Below are 16,254 nucleotides of genomic sequence, written 5' to 3' on the forward strand. Positions count from 1 at the left end.
ATCGCGGTCGCCTGCGATCCGTCGCGGTCGCCGCTGCTGGCCGACGCGCGACGGCTGGCGCCCGGTGGCGCGATCGTGGTGGGCGGGGAAGAGGACTCGTCGGCGCTGCTGGCCGGTCGGGGCCGGGTGGCCGGCGTCGACGCCGCCTACGTGTGCCGCGGCCGGGTGTGCGACCTGCCGGTCGCCACCACCGAAGACCTCGCGGAGGCGCTCGCCACGCCACGGTAGCGTGGGGTTTCATGCCGAGTGCCGAACACATCACCGACACGGTCCACCGCTACATCGCACTGGTCGCCAAGGGCGGCGCCGACGAGTTGGTCGAGCTTTACGCCGACGACGCCACCGTCGAGGACCCCGTCGGCGGCGAGGTGCACATCGGCCGCCAGGCGATCCACGGCTTCTACTCGGCGGTCGACGATGTGCAGCGCGACTGCGAGTTGGTGACGTTGCGCGTCGCCGGCAACGAGGCGGCGTTCCATTTCCGCCTCACGATCACCGCGGGGGAGCACCGGATGGTGATCGAGCCGATCGACGTGATGGCGTTCGACGAGGACGGCAAGGTCGCCCACATGAAGGCGTACTGGTCAGCCGCCGACGTCACCCACCTGTAGCCGTCAGCCAGGCGCCGGTCCCGGTGTAGAAGACCGCGAACCACATGGCGATGTAGTGCAGAATCGCCGCGACGACGGTAAAGGCGTGGAAGATCTCGTGGTAGCCGAACGTGCTGGGCCACGGGTCGGGCCAGCGCAGCGCGTAGAAGATGCCGCCGACGCTGTAGAACACGCCGCCGGTGGCCAGCAGCACCATCGCGGCCACCCCCGCCTCGTGCAGGATCGTGGGACAGAACCACACGGCCACCCACCCGAGCACGATGTACAGGGGTACACCCAGCCAGCGCGGTGCCGTCGGCCAGCACACCTTGAGCAGGATGCCCGCCGCCGCACCACCCCAGACAATGCACTCGACCAGCATCCCCGTCTTCTGCGGCATGGCCAGGCGGGCGAACGGCGTGTAGCTGCCGGCGATGAACACGAAGATCATCGAGTGGTCGAGCCGCTTCATGAGGTTCCGGGCCGCCTCGGACTTCCACTGCACCCGGTGATAGGTGGCGCTGACGGCGAACATCGCCACCGTGGCCGCCGCGTAGACCAGCGTCGAATGGCCGGCGCGCGGGGAGGACGCGGCCCACGACACCGACACCAGGGTGGCGCCGGTGATGATCGCCAGCCACGCGGAGTAGAAGTGGATCCAACCGCGCATGCGCGGCTTGGTCAGGACGTTGGTGGCGCCCTCGACAAGCTGGTCGACGGTGTTGCCGGGGGCGATGGCCTCGGAATCTTCGTCCGAACGCTCCGGGTTTGCAGACGTACTCGTCTGGCTGCTCATGTCTCCTGTGCCCTCGTCTTGCAGGTCGGGGAAGTGCCAGTGCCGCTCACCGTCAACAGTAATCGCCGACGGTCACGGGCGGGTCTCCGCGCACGGTGACATCGCCGGAATGGGAGGGACGATTTTGGCGCAGGTCACAGTAGGCTGAATCTTCGTGGAAATTATTCCGCCGCGCCTCAAAGAGCCGCTGTATCGCGTCTACGAGCTGCGGCTGCGGCAGGAGCTGGCCGCCTCCAAATCGCACCTGCCGCGCCACATCGCGGTCCTGTGCGACGGCAACCGGCGGTGGGCGCGCGACGCCGGCTACACCGACGTCAGCTACGGCTACCGGATGGGTGCGGCGAAGATCGCCGAGATGCTGCGCTGGTGCCAGGAAGCCGGCATCGAGATGACCACGGTCTACCTGCTGTCCACGGAAAATCTGCAACGCGACCCCGACGAACTGGCCGGACTGATCGAGATCATCACCGACGTCGTCGAGGAGATCTGCGCGCCGGCCAACCGCTGGAGCGTGCGCACGGTCGGCGACCTGGAGCTGCTCGGCGAGGAACCGGCCCGGCGGCTGCGCGGCGCGGTCGAGTCGACGCCCGTCGTGGCGCCGTTCCACGTCAACGTCGCGGTCGGGTACGGCGGCCGCCGCGAGATCGTCGACGCCGTGCGGGCGTTGCTCAGCAAGGAACTGGCCAACGGTGCGTCCGCCGAGGAGTTGATCGAGGCGGTCACCGTCGACGGCATCTCCGAAAACCTGTACACCTCAGGGCAACCAGACCCGGACCTGGTGATCCGCACGTCGGGGGAGCAACGCCTGTCGGGGTTCCTGCTGTGGCAGAGCGCGTACTCGGAGATGTGGTTCACCGAAGCGCACTGGCCCGCGTTCCGCCGGGTCGATTTCCTGCGTGCCCTGCGCGACTACAGCCAGCGGCACCGTCGGTATGGCAAGTAGCCGAGCGACTTAGCGGCTCCGCGCCGATCGCAAGCGCGGCGGAGCCGGGCGCAGCGGGTCGGTGCGCATGCAACTCCGCGCCGATCGCAAGCGCGGCGGAGCCGGGCGCAGCGGGTCGGTGCGCATGCAACTCCGCGCCGATCGCAAGCGCGGCGGAGCCGGGCGCAGCGGGTCGGTGCGCATGCAACTCCGCGCCGATCGCAAGCGCGGCGGAGCCGGGCGCAGCGGGTCGGTGCGCATGGAACTCCGTGCCAGACTGAGTGCATGGCTGCGCTCTCGGCGGTGGTGTTCGCGCTGAGCGGCTGGCTGGGGCTCTACCTGCTGGCCCGCGATCCACGCAAGCCGGTGCTCGTGTTGGCGGCGATCGGGTTGTGCGGATTCGCCGTCGTGGTGGCGCTGGACGCGGTGCGGACCGCCAGCCCGGCCTGCGCGCACCTGCTCAGTCGCGTCGAGATCTATCTGGTGACCATTCCCGGCGTGGCGTGGTTCGCGGTGCTCGTCGAGCTGTGCCGGCCCGGTGACGGCGGGCGGGGGCGCGGTCGCGAACTGTTGCTCGTCGCCGGGGTCGCGGCGCTGACGCTGTTCGGGGCGGCCCTGGCCGGCAGTGTCGACGGGCCGCTGCGGGCGGGCCACTGGCTGATGTTCGCGGTGATCTCGCTGTCCACGTTCAGCGCGATGGCCGTCGCGTTGCGGCAGCCCCGCCGGCCGCGGTCGGCCGTCGGGCTGGCCGTCGTCGCGACCCTGTTCTTTGCGCTGGGCAATGCCATCCTGATCATCCCGCTGGGCCTGGTGCCCAGCTGGGTGGCGCTCGCGTCAACGAGCATCGACGTCCTCTCCCTCGGGGTCGCCGTCGCGCTGTGGGACGCGTTCGACGAGGGCCAGGCGCTGCGCGCCGACATGCTGCGCTCGTTCGCCGGGTCGGCGGCGGTGGCCGTGCTGTTCGGCGCCCAGGCGCTGATCGGCCTGGCGCTGACCCGCGACGACCCCGGCGCGCAAACCGCGCTGACCGTGCTGTTGTTCACCAGCCTGGCGGTCGCGATCGCCGTGCAGGTGCTCGCGGATCCGCTGGCCGGGATTCTCGACCGGCTGGCGTTCGCGAAATCGCCTGCGCTGCGCGAGGATCGGGCGGCGCTGCGGAACACCGGGGCGGCGCTGCCACTGCGGTCGGCGGATCCGCTCGACCACGTCGACGACGTCACGTTCACCCGGCTCACCCGCCGCGCGCTGGGGCACTACGGCGATCTGAGCAAGCTCGTCGCCAGCCCGTTGACCGCGCTGCCCGTCATCGACGCGCGGCTCGCCGCGCGGGGCGCGCCCGACCATCCGCTGGAGCGGGCCAACGAGCTGAAGGCGGTTCTCGCGGAAGCGATCGGGCGGCTCAAACCCCGGGACGCCGGCGACTTCGGGACCACCGAGCAGTGGCGTCACTACAACTCGCTGTACTTCCCCTACGTCGTCGGCGTGCGCGCCTACGCGCAGAACGCCACCGCCGCCGGGCTGGACCCGACCGCGCGGCAGGCGTGGCAGTGGTTGGTCACCGAGGTCCCGCAGCGCTCGCTGCACAACTGGCAGAACGCCGCCGCCCGGCTGATCGCGGCCGACCTCCGCGGGCGGGTCCCGGTGGCCAGCGACTAGCTGGAGCACGTCGCGTGTGCTGTGAGGGGTTTCGCAGTGAGCTGAGGGTGAGAAATCCGCGAAACTTCCGCCCTGGACGCACACTCAAAGCCGTCAGCGCACTCGTCGCCGCGGGGCGTGACACGTCGCCGCGAGGCGTGAAACCCGCCGCGGGGCGGGCACACCGCCGCTCCCTGAGGATCCTGTTACTGCTGGGGCTGCTGAGCGCCAGACTGGCGTCCGTCGAATAACAATCCCGATTCGGGCCCGCAACCGGGAATAGCCAGCGCAACGCGCTGGTCTTTGTATCCGTGGCAGTAGTTGGCAGTGCCACGAGTCGATATGGCAGTGCACCGGCAGGACGCTGAAGTTCGACCCAATTCGCCATCGCGAGGAGTAATCACATGATGTATGCATCTGGCGCCCCCGGTCTGCACACGCGCCCGCTGTACGACGCGACCGACTCGCTGCTGCGGTTCGCCATGCGCGCCGACGCCACGCTGACGGGCCTGTGCGGTCTGCTGATCGCATTTTTCGCCGACCCGCTTTCGTCGCTGACGGGCCTGACCTCGCTGCAGGAGTACAGCCTGGGCGCCTTCTTCGTGCTCGGCGGCCTGGCCGTGTTCCTGCTCGCGGCGGCACCGAACGTGCGCCGGGTCGGAATCGGCGTCGTCGTGGCCAACGTCGTGTTCACACTGGGCGCGATCGTGGCCGCCGAAGTGCTGCCGTTGTCCGCGACGGGGACTGCCGCCACGCTGGCCGGCGGCGTCTACACCGCGGCGTTCGCCGGGCTGCAGTACCTGGGGGTGCGTCGCCTCGAGGCGGCGTGACCCCTACAGCTTGCGCAGCCGGAGCCGGTTGATCGAGTGGTCGGCGTCCTTGCGCAGCACCAGGGTCGCCCGCGGCCGCGTCGGCAGGATGTTCTCGACCAGGTTCGGCCGGTTGATGGACCGCCAGATCTCGCGCGCCGCGGCGATCGCCTTGGTGTCGCCCAGGGCCGAGTAGTGGTGGAAGTGTGACTCGGGGTCGGCAAATGCCGTGCCGCGCAGCGACAGGAACCGCGAGACGTACCACTGCTCGATGTCTTCGATCCGGGCGTCCACGTATAGCGAGAAGTCGAAGAGGTCCGACACCATCAGGGTCGGGCCGGTCTGCAGGACGTTGAGGCCCTCGAGGATCAGGATGTCGGGATGGCGGACGACGTGCTTGGCCCCCGGGATGATGTCGTATTTCAGGTGTGAATACACCGGCGCGCACGCGTAGTCGGAGCCCGACTTCACCGAGGTAACGAACCGCATCAGGGCCCGGCGGTTATAGCTCTCCGGAAAACCCTTGCGATGCATCAGGTTTCGCCGATCGAGCTCGGCGTTGGGGTAGAGGAAGCCGTCGGTGGTCACCAGGTCCACCCTGGGGTGATGATCCCAGCGGGCCAGCAGGGCCTGCAGGACACGGGCGGTGGTCGACTTGCCGACCGCGACGCTCCCGGCGACACCGATCACGAAAGGCACCGGCCGGTCCGGATTCTGTTGCGGTTCGCCGAGGAATTCCGCGGTGGCGGCAAACAACCGCTGACGCGCGGCGACCTGCAGGTGGATCAGCCGCGCGAGCGGCAGGTAGACCTCTTCCACCTCGAGCAGGTCGAGCTGTTCGCCGAGACCGCGCAGGCCAACCAGTTCCTCTTCGGTCAGCGCCAGCGGCGTCGACATGCGAAGCGCGCGCCATTGCTTCCGGTCGAACTCCACATAGGGGCTCGGCTCGCTAAGCCGCGGCATAGTGCAAGTGTTGCAGGGGCGGACGCGCGCCCGACGGCTGGGCTGGCTAAACCCGTCGCTGGATAGACTGGCGCCGTGACTGCTGCACCCGACGCCCGCCCCGCTCACCCCGGCACGGCCTCCCTCATGTCCGCCTCGCTCGCCGACGTCGACCCCGACATCGCCGAGCTGCTCGGCAAGGAGCTGGGCCGCCAGCGCGACACCCTCGAGATGATCGCCTCGGAGAACTTCGTCCCGCGCTCGGTGCTGCAGGCCCAGGGCAGCGTGCTGACGAACAAATACGCGGAGGGCCTGCCCGGCCGGCGCTACTACGGCGGCTGCGAGTACGTCGACGTCGTGGAGAACATCGCCCGTGACCGGGCGAAGGCGCTCTTCGGCGCCGACTTCGCCAATGTGCAGCCCCATTCGGGTGCGCAGGCCAACGCCGCTGTGCTGCACGCGCTGATGACGCCGGGGGAGCGGTTGCTGGGCCTCGACCTCGCCAACGGCGGTCACCTGACCCACGGGATGAAGCTGAACTTCTCCGGCAAGCTCTACGAGACCGGCTTCTACGGTGTCGATCCCACGACGCACCTGGTGGACATGGACGCGGTGCGGGCCAGGGCCCTCGAGTTCCGCCCGCAGGTCATCATCGCCGGGTGGTCGGCCTACCCGCGCATTCTCGACTTCGCGGCGTTCGCCTCGATCGCCGACGAGGTCGACGCGAAGCTGTGGGTTGACATGGCGCACTTCGCCGGCCTGGTCGCCGCGGGGCTGCACCCCTCGCCGGTGCCGCACGCCGACGTGGTGTCCACGACCGTGCACAAGACGCTCGGCGGCCCGCGTTCCGGGCTGATCCTGGGCAAGCAGGAGTACGCCAAGTCCATCAACTCCGCGGTGTTCCCCGGCCAGCAGGGCGGTCCGCTGATGCACGTCATCGCGGGCAAGGCCGTCGCGCTGAAGATCGCGGGCACCCCCGAGTTCGCCGACCGGCAGCAGCGCACCCTATCCGGCGCCCGCATCATCGCCGACCGGCTGACGGCCCCCGACGTCGCCCACGCCGGGGTGTCGGTGGTCAGCGGCGGCACCGACGTCCACCTGGTGCTGGTGGACCTGCGTAACTCCCCGCTGGACGGCAAGGCCGCCGAGGATCTGCTCCACGAGATCGGCATCACGGTCAACCGCAACGCCGTCCCCAACGACCCGCGCCCGCCGATGGTGACGTCGGGCCTGCGGGTGGGCACGCCGGCGTTGGCGACCCGCGGCTTCGGGGACGCGGAGTTCACCGAGGTCGCCGACGTCATCGCCACCGCGCTGGCGGCGGGCACGGCGGCCGACCTATCCTCGCTGCGGCAGCGGGTGACGCGGCTTGCCCGCGACTTCCCGCTGTACGAGGGCCTCGAAGAGTGGACACTGGTGGACCGCTGAGCGGTCGAAAGGACCAAAGTCACCAGTTGGCGCGACACGGCCGGGGCGATTTCACGAACCTGTGTACGCGAGTTACAGTAACCGCATGGCACAGAAACCTGTAGCTAACGCGCTGACCCTGGAACTCGAGCCGGTGTGCGAAGCCAACATGGACCGCCACCTGAACACCGAGGAACTCTGGTTCGCTCACGACTACGTGCCGTTCGACCGGGGCGAGAACTTCGCGTTCCTCGGCGGACGTGACTGGGATCCGTCCGACGCGACGCTGCCCCGGGAGTTCACGGACGCCTGCGAGATCCTGCTGTTGCTCAAGGACAACCTGGCCGGCCACCACCGCGAGCTCGTCGAACACTTCATCCTCGAAGACTGGTGGGGCCGCTGGCTGGGCCGGTGGACCGCGGAGGAGCATCTGCACGCCATAGCCCTGCGCGAATACCTGGTGGTGACCCGCGAGGTCGACCCGACCGCCAACGAGGAGGCGCGGGTCCAGTACGTCATGAAGGGCTACCGCGCCGACACCTACTCGCAGGTGGAGACGCTGGTGTACATGGCGTTCGCCGAGCGCACCTACGCCGTCTTCTGCGAGAACCTGGCGGCCAAGCTCGAGGAGCCCATCCTGGCGGGGCTGATCGACCGGATCGCGCGCGACGAGCGGCGCCACGAACTGTTCTTCTCCAACCTCGTCGAGCACTGCCTCTCCTACACCCGCGACGAGACGATCACGGCGATCGCGGCGCGCGCGGCCGAGCTCGACGTGCCCGGCGCCGACATCGACTCCTACCGCGACAAGCTGCGCAACGTCGCCGACGCGGGCATCTTCGACCAGCAGCAGCTGCGCCAGGCGATCTCCGACCGCATCACCGCATGGGGTGTGGCCGACGAGCCCGCGCTGCGGCAGTTCGTCGTCGGCTAGCCGATCTTCGCGCGCGGCGTTCGTCGTCGGCGCGCCTGCGCTGCTGGGAAGCGGCGACGAGAGTAGCGTCGATCTCGATGGTCAGCGTCATGCTCAGCTGCCAGGGCGGCACCTCCCGTCACCACAACGGAAGGACCGGCCCCGGTCCTGGTGTCGCAGTCCCCGCCGACATGCCCGTGCGGGTCCGCGCGGGCTCATCCCGCTCGAGGAGCGCTACGTGACCGAAATCCGGACCTACGTGATCGACACCTCCGTGCTGCTGTCCGACCCGTGGGCGTGCAGCCGGTTCGCCGAACACGAGGTGGTGGTTCCGCTGGTGGTGATCAGCGAACTGGAGGCAAAGCGGCATCACCACGAGCTGGGGTGGTTCGCCCGCCAGGCGCTGCGTCTGTTCGACGACCTCCGGCTGGTGCACGGCCGGCTCGATCAGCCCATTCCCGTTGGGGCGCAAGGCGGTACCCTTCACGTTGAGCTCAACCACACCGATCCCGCGGTGCTGCCCGCCGGTTTCCGCAGCGACAACAACGACTGCCGCATTTTGAGTTGCGCCGCCAACCTCGCCGCCGAAGGCAAGCGAGTCACGTTGGTCAGCAAGGACATTCCGCTTCGCGTCAAGGCCGCCGCGGTGGGTCTGGCCGCCGACGAGTACCACGCGCAGGACGTGGTCGCCTCCGGCTGGTCGGGGATGCGCGAGCTCGAAACCGCCACCGAGGACATCGACGCGCTGTTCGCCGAAGGCGAGATCGACCTCGCCGAAGCGCGAGACCTGCCCTGCCACACCGGCATTCGGTTGCTCGGCGGCAGCTCGCACGCGCTGGGCCGGGTCAACGCGGACAAGCGGGTGCAGCTGGTCCGCGGCGACCGCGAGGCGTTCGGCCTGCGGGGCCGCTCCGCCGAGCAGCGGGTGGCGCTCGACCTGTTGCTCGACGAGTCGGTGGGCATCGTGTCGCTGGGCGGCAAGGCCGGCACCGGCAAGTCGGCGCTCGCCCTGTGCGCGGGCCTGGAGGCCGTGCTGGAACGGCGCACCCAGCGCAAGGTGGTGGTCTTCCGCCCGCTTTACGCCGTCGGCGGCCAGGAGCTGGGCTACCTGCCCGGCAGCGAGAGCGAGAAGATGGGCCCGTGGGCGCAGGCCGTCTTCGACACGCTCGAGGGACTGGCCAGCCCGGCCGTGCTGGAGGAGGTGCTCTCCCGGGGCATGCTCGAGGTGCTGCCGCTGACCCACATCCGCGGCCGGTCGCTGCACGACTCGTTCGTCATCGTCGACGAGGCCCAGTCCCTGGAGCGGAACGTCCTGCTGACGGTGCTGTCCAGGCTCGGCGCCGGGTCGCGCGTGGTCCTGACCCACGACATCGCCCAGCGCGACAACCTGCGGGTCGGCCGGCACGACGGCGTCGCCGCGGTGATCGAGAAACTCAAGGGCCACCCGCTGTTCGCCCACATCACCCTATTGCGCAGCGAGCGGTCGCCGATCGCCGCGCTGGTCACCGAGATGCTCGAGGAGATCGCCGGGCCGCAGTGACGCCCCCGGTCGCCCGCGAAACTGTGTTCCGCGACGCCTCCACTCGCGAAACACGTCGCTAGCTGCAGTCTCGCGGTGGGTAAACTTCGACGGTGCCGAAAAGACCCGACAACCAGGCCTGGCGCTACTGGCGCACGGTTATCGGTGTCCTCGCGGCCGTCGCGGTGCTGGTGATCGGCGGGCTGACCGGTCACGTGACCCGCGCCGACAATCTGAGCTGCTCGGTGGTCAAATGTGTCGCGCTGACGTTCGACGACGGGCCCAGCCCCTTCGACGCCCGGCTGCTGCAGATCCTGAAGGACAACGACGCGAAGGCCACCTTCTTCGAGATCGGCAACAAGGTCGCAGCCAACCCCGCGGGTGCCAAGCTGGTCGCCGACGCCGGGATGGAGATCGGCAACCACACCTGGGAACACCCCAACATGGTGACCATCCCTCCCGGTGACATCGCGCCCCAGTTCGCCAAGGCCAACGACGCGATCGCCGCCGCCACCGGCCGGACCCCCAACCTGTATCGCCCCGCCGGCGGCCTGTCCAACGACGTCGTGCGCCAGACGGCGGGCCGGCTGGGCCTCGCCGAAATCCTCTGGGACGTCATCCCTTTCGACTGGGCCAACGACTCGAACACGGCGGCGACACGGTACATGCTGATGACGTACATCAAGCCGGGTTCGGTGGTGTTGTTCCACGACACCTATTCGAGCACCGTCGACCTGGTCTACCAGTTCATCCCGGTCCTCAGGGCCAACGGCTACCGGATGGTGACGGTCAGCGAGTTGCTGGGCCCACGGGCGCCCGGCAGCAGCTACGGCAGCCGCGAGAACGGGCCGCCCGCCAACGAACTCCACGACATCCCGCCCGGCGACATCCCGACGCTGCCGAACACGCCCTCGCCCAAGCCGATGCCCAACTTCCCGATCACCGACATCCCGGGCCAGAACTCGGGCGGCCCGAACAACGGTGCCTAGCGCAAGCCTGGGGGCGCGCGCGGCCGCCCGGCTCCGCAACCGGCGCGCCCGGCCCGCCACGGAGCAGCGAAAGTCCGCCCGCCGGTTGGCGATTGAATACGGGTCCGACCTTGCGCTGTCGTACGTCCTGGCCGTTGTCGAGGCCGCGGCCATCCTGGTCCCGCTGCGGGGCCACACGTCCATCGGGGCCAACTCCGACTTCGCGAAGGCCAACACCGCGGCGGTGGTGGCGCTCGTCCTGCTGGGCACCATCGGCGTCGCGACGGCCGGGATCCTGAGCGCCGCGCCGACACTGCGTTGGTACGCCGCCGGCGACGAACCCGACCAGGGGCAGCGGGAAGCCGCGATGAAGCTGCCCGGCCGTCAGTCGGCGATCCTGTTCGGGGCCTGGGGCGTCACCGGCGGGATCTTCATGTTGCTGAACCTGGGGGGCGGCGCCCAGCTGCTGCTGCCCATCGCGCTGGGCGTGCTGCTCGGTGGGCCGGCGGCCGCCGGCACGGCGATGCTGCTGGCGCAGCGCGTCCTGCGCCCCATCATGCGTGCCGCCACCCTGGGTTGCGAGCCACACCTGGCGGTGCCCGGCGTGTACGCGCGGCTGGTCCTGTTGTGGTTTCTGTGCAGCGCCTTTCCCATCGGGGTGATCGCGACGCTGGTCATGCTGCGCTCGTACGGCTGGCTGATCGACAAGTCAGCGTCACTGGACGTGCCGATCCTGGTGGTCGCCCTGGCGGCGCTGGTCCTCGGGCTTCCGACCATGATCCTGACGTCGCGGTCCATCTCCGACCCGCTCGGCGAGATCGTCGACGCCATGGCGGAGGTCGAACACGGCCGCATGGGAACCTACGTCGGGTCCTACGAGCGCTCCCAGATCGGGCGGCTGCAAACGGGTTTCAACCGGATGGTGGCCGGCCTAGCCGAGCGGGACCGGCTGCGCGACCTGTTCGGCCGCCACGTCGGAGCGGACGTCGCCCAACGCGCCATCAACGAGGGCGCCTCACTGTCGGGGGACGTGGTGGAGGCGGCCGTCCTCTACATCGACCTCGTCGGCTCGACGCAGCTCGCGGAGAGCCGCCCCCCGCAAGAGGTCGCCGGAATCCTCAACGACTTCTTTCGCATCGTCGTCAACGCCGTCGACGAACACCACGGGCTGATCAACAAATTCGCCGGGGACGCCGCGCTGGCCGTGTTCGGTGTGCCGCTGCCCACCGACGAGCCGGCGTCGGCGGCCCTGGCGACCGCCCGCGCCCTGGGCACCCAATTGCGCCGCCTGCCGGTCGATTTCGGCATCGGCGTCTCGGCGGGCCGCGTCTTCGCCGGCAACGTCGGCGCCGAAAACCGCTACGAATACACGGTGATCGGCGACGCCGTCAACGAGGCCGCCCGGCTGGCCGATCTCGCCAAGACCGCCGACCGGCGGATCCTGTGCGCGGCGGCCGCCGTCGAGCGGGCCGACGAGGCCGAGGCAACGCGCTGGGCCGAGTGCTATTCCACTGTCCTGCGGGGACGATCGGAAGCCACCCACGTCTCGGCGCCCGCGTAGCGGGGAGGCGTCAGGATTTCGACACCTTCAGCGCGGCGATGATCCGGCCGATGATGTCCGCCGACGCGGTGTCGCCGATGGGGGTGCTGCCGATGAAGACGGTGACCGGCTTGGTGTCGACGGCGATGACGGTGACGGAGTCGCCCTTGACGTTGCGGGTGGGGTCGGCGATGGTCACGTCGGCGTCGACGCGCGCGGCCTTGGTGCCGTCGACGGTGATCGACGACGTCTTGGCCGGGCCGAGCGTGGGCTGCGCGTTCGCGTAGCCGGGCCCGGCGACGATGCACTGCAACAACTTCGACGCCTGCGCGGTGACGTCCATGCTGGCGACGAAGTTGGTGACGCCGACCTCGGCCGTCATCATCCACTGATTGGCGCCGGGCACGTCCTGGGCGACGCCCACCGCGCCGATCAGGTTCGGGTCCTGGTCGTCGGAGAACACCGTCCAGTTGGGCGGCACCGCGGAGGCCGGGAACGAGAGCTTGCCGGCGGTGATCGAGTCGGTGCGGGGCATTTCACCGCCGGACACGTTCGGGGTGCAATCGGTGGCGGTCTGCTGACCCCTCGGCTGGCTGGTGGTGCTGCTGGACGTGGACGGCGCGGCGGTCGGCGACTTGCCGTGGCTGCCACCCCGCATCACGATCAGCGTCGCCACCAGCGCGACGACGGCCAGGATGACGAGCCCGCCGATGATCAGCCAGGGCAGCTTCGAGCCCGGGCCGCCCGGCGGCGGCCCCTGCGGGTAGGGGCCGGGCGGAAACGGCTGTCCCGGTGGCGGATACGGCGGGGGCGGGTACTGGTAGGGGCCGGTCGGCGGGTACGGGTACTGGCCGCCCTGCGGCGGGGGCCCCCACTGGGGTTCCTGCCCATACGGATTGCCGTAAGGCCCCTGAGGGTAGGGGCCGCCGGGAGGAGCCGTCATCGTCGAACCACCCGCCTACTTCTCCGGCTTGACCTTGGCCATCGCCAAGACGTCCAGGCGGCGGTCCAGTTCTTCTTCCGACAGCTTGTCGCCGATCAGGCCGCGGTCGATCACCGTCTGGCGGATCGTCTTGCGCTCCTTGAGCGCCTGCTTGGCCACCGCGGCGGCCTCCTCGTAGCCGATCGCCGAGTTCAGCGGCGTCACGATCGACGGCGACGATTCGGCCAGCTCCCGCAGGTGGTCGACGTTGGCGACCAGCCCGACGATGCAGCGCTCCGCGAACAGCCGCGACACGTTGGTCAGCAGCTTGAACGACTCCAGGACGTTGCGGGCCATCATCGGGATGTAGACGTTGAGTTCGAACGCTCCACTCAAACCGCCGACGGCGACCGCGGCGTCGTTGCCGATGACCTGAGCGGCGACCTGCGTAACCGCTTCGGGGAGAACGGGGTTCACCTTGCCGGGCATGATCGAGCTACCCGGCTGCAGGTCGGGCAGCTGGATCTCAGCCAGGCCGGTCAGCGGGCCCGAGCCCATCCAGCGGATGTCGTTGCCGATCTTGGTCAGCGACACCGCGATGGTGCGCAGCGCACCGGACGCCTCGACCAGCCCGTCGCGCGCCGCCTGCGCCTCGAAAGAGTTGGCGGCCGTGCGCAGTTCGTTCAGGCCGGTAGAGGCGATCAACGTCTCGACCACCTTGGCACCGAAGCCGTCGGGGGCGTTGAGGCCGGTGCCGACCGCGGTGCCGCCGATCGCCAGCTCGCCCAGCCGCGGCAGGGTGGCGCGCACCCGCTCGATGCCCGCCTCGATCTGGCGGGCGTAGCCGCTGAATTCCTGGCCGAGGGTGACCGGGACGGCGTCCATCAGGTGGGTACGACCCGACTTGACCACCGTGTTCCATTCGCGGGCCTTGCTGGCTAGCGCCTCGTGCAGCACCTCGAGCGCCGGGATGAGGTGGCGCACCGCGGCCTCGGTCGCCGCGATGTGGGTGGCGGTCGGGAAGGTGTCGTTGGACGACTGCGACATGTTCACGTCGTCGTTGGGATGCACCGTGACACCGCCTTTGGCCGCGATGGACGCGATCACCTCGTTGGTGTTCATGTTGGAGCTGGTGCCCGACCCCGTCTGGAAGACGTCGATGGGGAACTGGTCGTCGTGCTGGCCGTCGGCGATCTCGGCGGCCGCGGCGATGATCGCGTCGGCCTTCTCCGGTGCCAGTAGCCCGAGGTCCTTGTTGACCTGCGCGCAGGCGCCCTTCAGCAGGCCCAGCGCGCGGATCTGGGTGCGCTCGAGGCCGCGGCCCGAGATCGGGAAGTTCTCCACGGCACGCTGGGTCTGGGCGCGCCACAACGCCTTTGCGGGCACCCGCACCTCGCCCATGGTGTCGTGTTCGATGCGGTATTCGGTATCGGTGGCATCAGAGGCCATAGGTATGCAGTCCTCGCTGGTTCGGTCAGGGCAGGGGATAGGCGGCAGTGCTGTCGCCGGTGAAGTCGATGGCGGAGTACTCGTTGAGCTTCGAGAGCCGGTGGTACGCCTCGATCATGCGCACGGTGCCCGACTTGGACCGCATCACGATCGACTGTGTGGTGCAGCCGCCGGGGTAGTACTGCACGCCCTTGAGCAGGTCGCCGTTGGTGACGCCGGTGGCGCAGAAGAAGACGTTCTCGCCGGACACCAGATCCTCGGTGGTCAGCACGCGGTCGACGTCGTGGCCGGCGTCGACCGCCTTCTGGCGCTCCTCGTCGTCCTTCGGCGCCAGCTGCGCCTGGATGGCGCCTCCCATGCAGCGGATCGCCGCCGCGGCGATGATGCCCTCCGGGGTGCCGCCGATCCCGGCCAGCATGTCGGTGCCCGACAGGTACCGGCAGGCCGAGATCGCGCCGGCGACGTCGCCGTCGGTGATCAACCGGATCCGCGCCCCGGTCGCCCGGACGTCGTGGATGAGTTGGGCGTGCCGGGGCCGGTCCAGGATGCACACGGTCATGTCCCGCACGGACAGGTTCTTGACCTTGGCGACCGCCTTGATGTTCTCGGCGATCGGCGCGGTGATGTCCAGGACGTGCGCCGCCTCGGGCCCGACGGCGATCTTGTTCATGTAGTAGACCGCCGACGGGTCGAACATCGCGCCGCGCTCGGCCACCGCCAGCACCGAGATCGCGTTCGGCATGCCTTTGCTCATCAGCGTGGTGCCGTCGATCGGGTCGACGGCGAAGTCGCAGTCCGGGCCGTCGCCGTTGCCGACCTCCTCGCCGTTGTAGAGCATCGGCGCGTTGTCCTTCTCGCCCTCGCCGATGACCACCACGCCGCGCATGGACACCGTGTTGACCAGTTCGCGCATCGCGTCGACGGCCGCGCCGTCGCCGCCCTCCTTGTCGCCGCGGCCGACCCACCGGCCGGCCGCCATGGCGCCGGCCTCGGTCACCCGGACCAGCTCCAGGGCCAGGTTGCGGTCCGGGGCCTCACCACGTGGCCGCCCGGATGGGCGGCTGCCCTCAGCTGTCATGGTTGGTGATTGTCCCAGAGGCGGATCTTTCTGCCGGAACTGGGATACTCGGGGGATGACCGAAGAGCCGCCGCCGAATGCCAGCTCGGGCGCCCACGTCGCCGGCGAGCCGGCCGGGGTGGCCGGGCCCGTCGCCAGGCCGGCCAAACCGCGGTTGCTGCAGGACGGCCGCGACATGTTCTGGTCGCTGATCCCGTTGGTGCTCGCGTGCATCGTGCTGGCCGGTCTGGTCGGGATGTGCTCGTTCGCGCCCGGCAGCCACCGGGGCGCGGTCCCGACGTACGACGCGCCGGCGGCCCTGCGGGCCGACGCCGCGACCCTCGGCTTCCCCATTCGGCTGCCCAAGCTGCCCGCCGGCTGGCAGGCCAACTCCGGCGGCCGCGGCGGCATCCAGGGTGGCCGCGTGGACCCCTCGACCGGTCAGCGGCTGAACGCGGCCACCTCGGTCGTCGGCTACCTCAGCCCGACCGGGATGTATCTGAGCCTGACCCAGAGCAACGCCGACGAGGACAAACTGGTGGGCTCGATCCATTCGTCGGCGTACCCGGCCGGAACGGTCGACGTCGCGGGGACCACCTGGGTGGTCTACAACGGCTCCGGCCAAAGCGGGGCGGAGGCCGAGCCGGTGTGGACAACGCGTCTCACCGGCCCGACCGGGGCCACCCAAATCGCGATAACCGGTGCCGGCAGCGCCGATCAGTTCCGTACGCTGGCCTCGGCGACACAATCGCAGCCGCCGTTACCCGCGCGCTGAGAAAGGGCCA

General features: G+C 69.7%; 15 protein-coding genes and 1 pseudogene. 11 read left to right on the forward strand and 5 right to left on the reverse strand.

Annotation, left to right across the window (positions count from 1 at the left end; translation table 11 throughout):
- Together HMPREF0591_RS12830 and HMPREF0591_RS12835 are read left to right on the forward strand one after the other, a co-directional pair.
- A pseudogene (locus HMPREF0591_RS12830) lies at positions 1 to 228 on the forward strand (hypothetical protein); the annotation flags it as partial.
- A gap of 11 nt (positions 229 to 239) precedes the next feature.
- Positions 240 to 611, forward strand: a complete 372-nt coding sequence (locus tag HMPREF0591_RS12835) for a nuclear transport factor 2 family protein (RefSeq protein ID WP_007168990.1) — start codon at positions 240 to 242, stop codon at positions 609 to 611.
- Here HMPREF0591_RS12835 and trhA read toward each other — a convergent pair.
- Positions 598 to 1,386, reverse strand: a complete 789-nt coding sequence (gene trhA, locus HMPREF0591_RS12840) for a PAQR family membrane homeostasis protein TrhA (RefSeq protein ID WP_007168991.1) — start codon at positions 1,384 to 1,386, stop codon at positions 598 to 600. The genes HMPREF0591_RS12835 and trhA overlap by 14 nt on opposite strands.
- A 154-nt stretch (positions 1,387 to 1,540) precedes the next feature.
- Here trhA and HMPREF0591_RS12845 point away from each other — a divergent pair, with 154 nt between their 5' ends.
- The 3 genes from HMPREF0591_RS12845 to HMPREF0591_RS12855 all read left to right on the forward strand — a co-directional run bounded on the left by HMPREF0591_RS12845 (position 1,541) and on the right by HMPREF0591_RS12855 (position 4,773).
- On the forward strand, positions 1,541 to 2,329 hold the full coding sequence (locus HMPREF0591_RS12845; RefSeq protein ID WP_007168992.1) for a (2Z,6E)-farnesyl diphosphate synthase: 789 nt from the start codon (positions 1,541 to 1,543) through the stop codon (positions 2,327 to 2,329).
- Positions 2,330 to 2,593: 264 nt separating this feature from the next.
- Positions 2,594 to 3,964 carry a hypothetical protein gene (locus tag HMPREF0591_RS12850; RefSeq protein ID WP_007168994.1) on the forward strand — a complete coding sequence of 457 codons (1,371 nt, stop codon included), beginning with the start codon at positions 2,594 to 2,596 and terminating at the stop codon, positions 3,962 to 3,964.
- Positions 3,965 to 4,347: 383 nt separating this feature from the next.
- Entirely contained in the window at positions 4,348 to 4,773 is a 426-nt protein-coding gene (locus tag HMPREF0591_RS12855) for a hypothetical protein (RefSeq protein WP_007168995.1), read from the forward strand.
- 3 nt (positions 4,774 to 4,776) lie between these two features.
- Here the strand turns inward: HMPREF0591_RS12855 and coaA are convergent, their stop codons facing one another.
- Positions 4,777 to 5,715: a type I pantothenate kinase gene (coaA, locus tag HMPREF0591_RS12860; protein ID WP_007168996.1), complete on the reverse strand. Its 939-nt coding sequence runs from the start codon at positions 5,713 to 5,715 to the stop codon at positions 4,777 to 4,779.
- A gap of 126 nt (positions 5,716 to 5,841) precedes the next feature.
- On the opposite strand from coaA, the gene glyA reads away from it, so the two are divergent.
- From glyA to HMPREF0591_RS12885, 5 genes are all read left to right on the forward strand, one after another.
- The gene (gene glyA, locus HMPREF0591_RS12865; protein WP_007168997.1) at positions 5,842 to 7,122 is read left to right on the forward strand and encodes a serine hydroxymethyltransferase; all 1,281 of its coding nucleotides are present in this window, start codon (positions 5,842 to 5,844) and stop codon (positions 7,120 to 7,122) included.
- Between the two features lie 85 nt (positions 7,123 to 7,207).
- Positions 7,208 to 8,035, forward strand: a complete 828-nt coding sequence (locus HMPREF0591_RS12870) for an acyl-ACP desaturase (protein ID WP_007168998.1) — start codon at positions 7,208 to 7,210, stop codon at positions 8,033 to 8,035.
- A gap of 217 nt (positions 8,036 to 8,252) precedes the next feature.
- Positions 8,253 to 9,554, forward strand: coding sequence for an RNA 5'-3' helicase PhoH2 (gene phoH2, locus HMPREF0591_RS12875; RefSeq protein WP_007168999.1), 1,302 nt, complete (start codon positions 8,253 to 8,255; stop codon positions 9,552 to 9,554).
- A 92-nt stretch (positions 9,555 to 9,646) separates the two neighbouring features.
- Positions 9,647 to 10,522 carry a polysaccharide deacetylase family protein gene (locus HMPREF0591_RS12880; protein ID WP_007169000.1) on the forward strand — a complete coding sequence of 292 codons (876 nt, stop codon included), beginning with the start codon at positions 9,647 to 9,649 and terminating at the stop codon, positions 10,520 to 10,522.
- 85 nt (positions 10,523 to 10,607) lie between these two features.
- On the forward strand, positions 10,608 to 12,062 hold the full coding sequence (locus HMPREF0591_RS12885; RefSeq protein WP_007169001.1) for an adenylate/guanylate cyclase domain-containing protein: 1,455 nt from the start codon (positions 10,608 to 10,610) through the stop codon (positions 12,060 to 12,062).
- A 10-nt stretch (positions 12,063 to 12,072) separates the two neighbouring features.
- On the opposite strand, the gene HMPREF0591_RS12890 is transcribed toward HMPREF0591_RS12885, so the two are convergent.
- Genes HMPREF0591_RS12890 through glpX form a run of 3 tightly spaced genes read right to left on the reverse strand, consistent with a single transcriptional unit; the run spans position 12,073 to position 15,490 of the window.
- The gene (locus tag HMPREF0591_RS12890; RefSeq protein ID WP_007169002.1) at positions 12,073 to 12,984 is read right to left on the reverse strand and encodes a hypothetical protein; all 912 of its coding nucleotides are present in this window, start codon (positions 12,982 to 12,984) and stop codon (positions 12,073 to 12,075) included.
- A gap of 15 nt (positions 12,985 to 12,999) precedes the next feature.
- The gene (locus tag HMPREF0591_RS12895) at positions 13,000 to 14,412 is read right to left on the reverse strand and encodes a class II fumarate hydratase (RefSeq protein ID WP_007169003.1); all 1,413 of its coding nucleotides are present in this window, start codon (positions 14,410 to 14,412) and stop codon (positions 13,000 to 13,002) included.
- Positions 14,413 to 14,437: 25 nt separating this feature from the next.
- A complete protein-coding gene (gene glpX / locus HMPREF0591_RS12900; RefSeq protein ID WP_007169004.1) occupies positions 14,438 to 15,490 on the reverse strand; it encodes a class II fructose-bisphosphatase in 1,053 nt (350 codons plus the stop codon).
- A gap of 55 nt (positions 15,491 to 15,545) precedes the next feature.
- On the opposite strand from glpX, the gene HMPREF0591_RS12905 reads away from it, so the two are divergent.
- Positions 15,546 to 16,244, forward strand: a complete 699-nt coding sequence (locus tag HMPREF0591_RS12905) for a DUF4245 domain-containing protein (RefSeq protein WP_007169005.1) — start codon at positions 15,546 to 15,548, stop codon at positions 16,242 to 16,244.
- The last annotated feature ends 10 nt before the right edge of the window (positions 16,245 to 16,254 follow it).

Origin of the sequence: Mycobacterium parascrofulaceum ATCC BAA-614 (assembly GCF_000164135.1) — a bacterium.
Taxonomy (GTDB): domain Bacteria; phylum Actinomycetota; class Actinomycetes; order Mycobacteriales; family Mycobacteriaceae; genus Mycobacterium; species Mycobacterium parascrofulaceum.

Coding starts and splice junctions, on each gene's coding strand:
- HMPREF0591_RS12855 (WP_007168995.1), top strand. CDS start 4,348: ATGATGTATGCATCTGGCGCCCCCGGTCTGCACACGCGCCCGCTGTAC.
- HMPREF0591_RS12850 (WP_007168994.1), top strand. CDS start 2,594: ATGGCTGCGCTCTCGGCGGTGGTGTTCGCGCTGAGCGGCTGGCTGGGG.
- HMPREF0591_RS12890 (WP_007169002.1), bottom strand. CDS start 12,984: ATGACGGCTCCTCCCGGCGGCCCCTACCCTCAGGGGCCTTACGGCAAT.
- coaA (WP_007168996.1), bottom strand. CDS start 5,715: ATGCCGCGGCTTAGCGAGCCGAGCCCCTATGTGGAGTTCGACCGGAAG.
- HMPREF0591_RS12835 (WP_007168990.1), top strand. CDS start 240: ATGCCGAGTGCCGAACACATCACCGACACGGTCCACCGCTACATCGCA.
- HMPREF0591_RS12895 (WP_007169003.1), bottom strand. CDS start 14,412: ATGGCCTCTGATGCCACCGATACCGAATACCGCATCGAACACGACACC.
- HMPREF0591_RS12905 (WP_007169005.1), top strand. CDS start 15,546: ATGACCGAAGAGCCGCCGCCGAATGCCAGCTCGGGCGCCCACGTCGCC.
- glyA (WP_007168997.1), top strand. CDS start 5,842: ATGTCCGCCTCGCTCGCCGACGTCGACCCCGACATCGCCGAGCTGCTC.
- glpX (WP_007169004.1), bottom strand. CDS start 15,490: ATGACAGCTGAGGGCAGCCGCCCATCCGGGCGGCCACGTGGTGAGGCC.
- trhA (WP_007168991.1), bottom strand. CDS start 1,386: ATGAGCAGCCAGACGAGTACGTCTGCAAACCCGGAGCGTTCGGACGAA.
- HMPREF0591_RS12870 (WP_007168998.1), top strand. CDS start 7,208: ATGGCACAGAAACCTGTAGCTAACGCGCTGACCCTGGAACTCGAGCCG.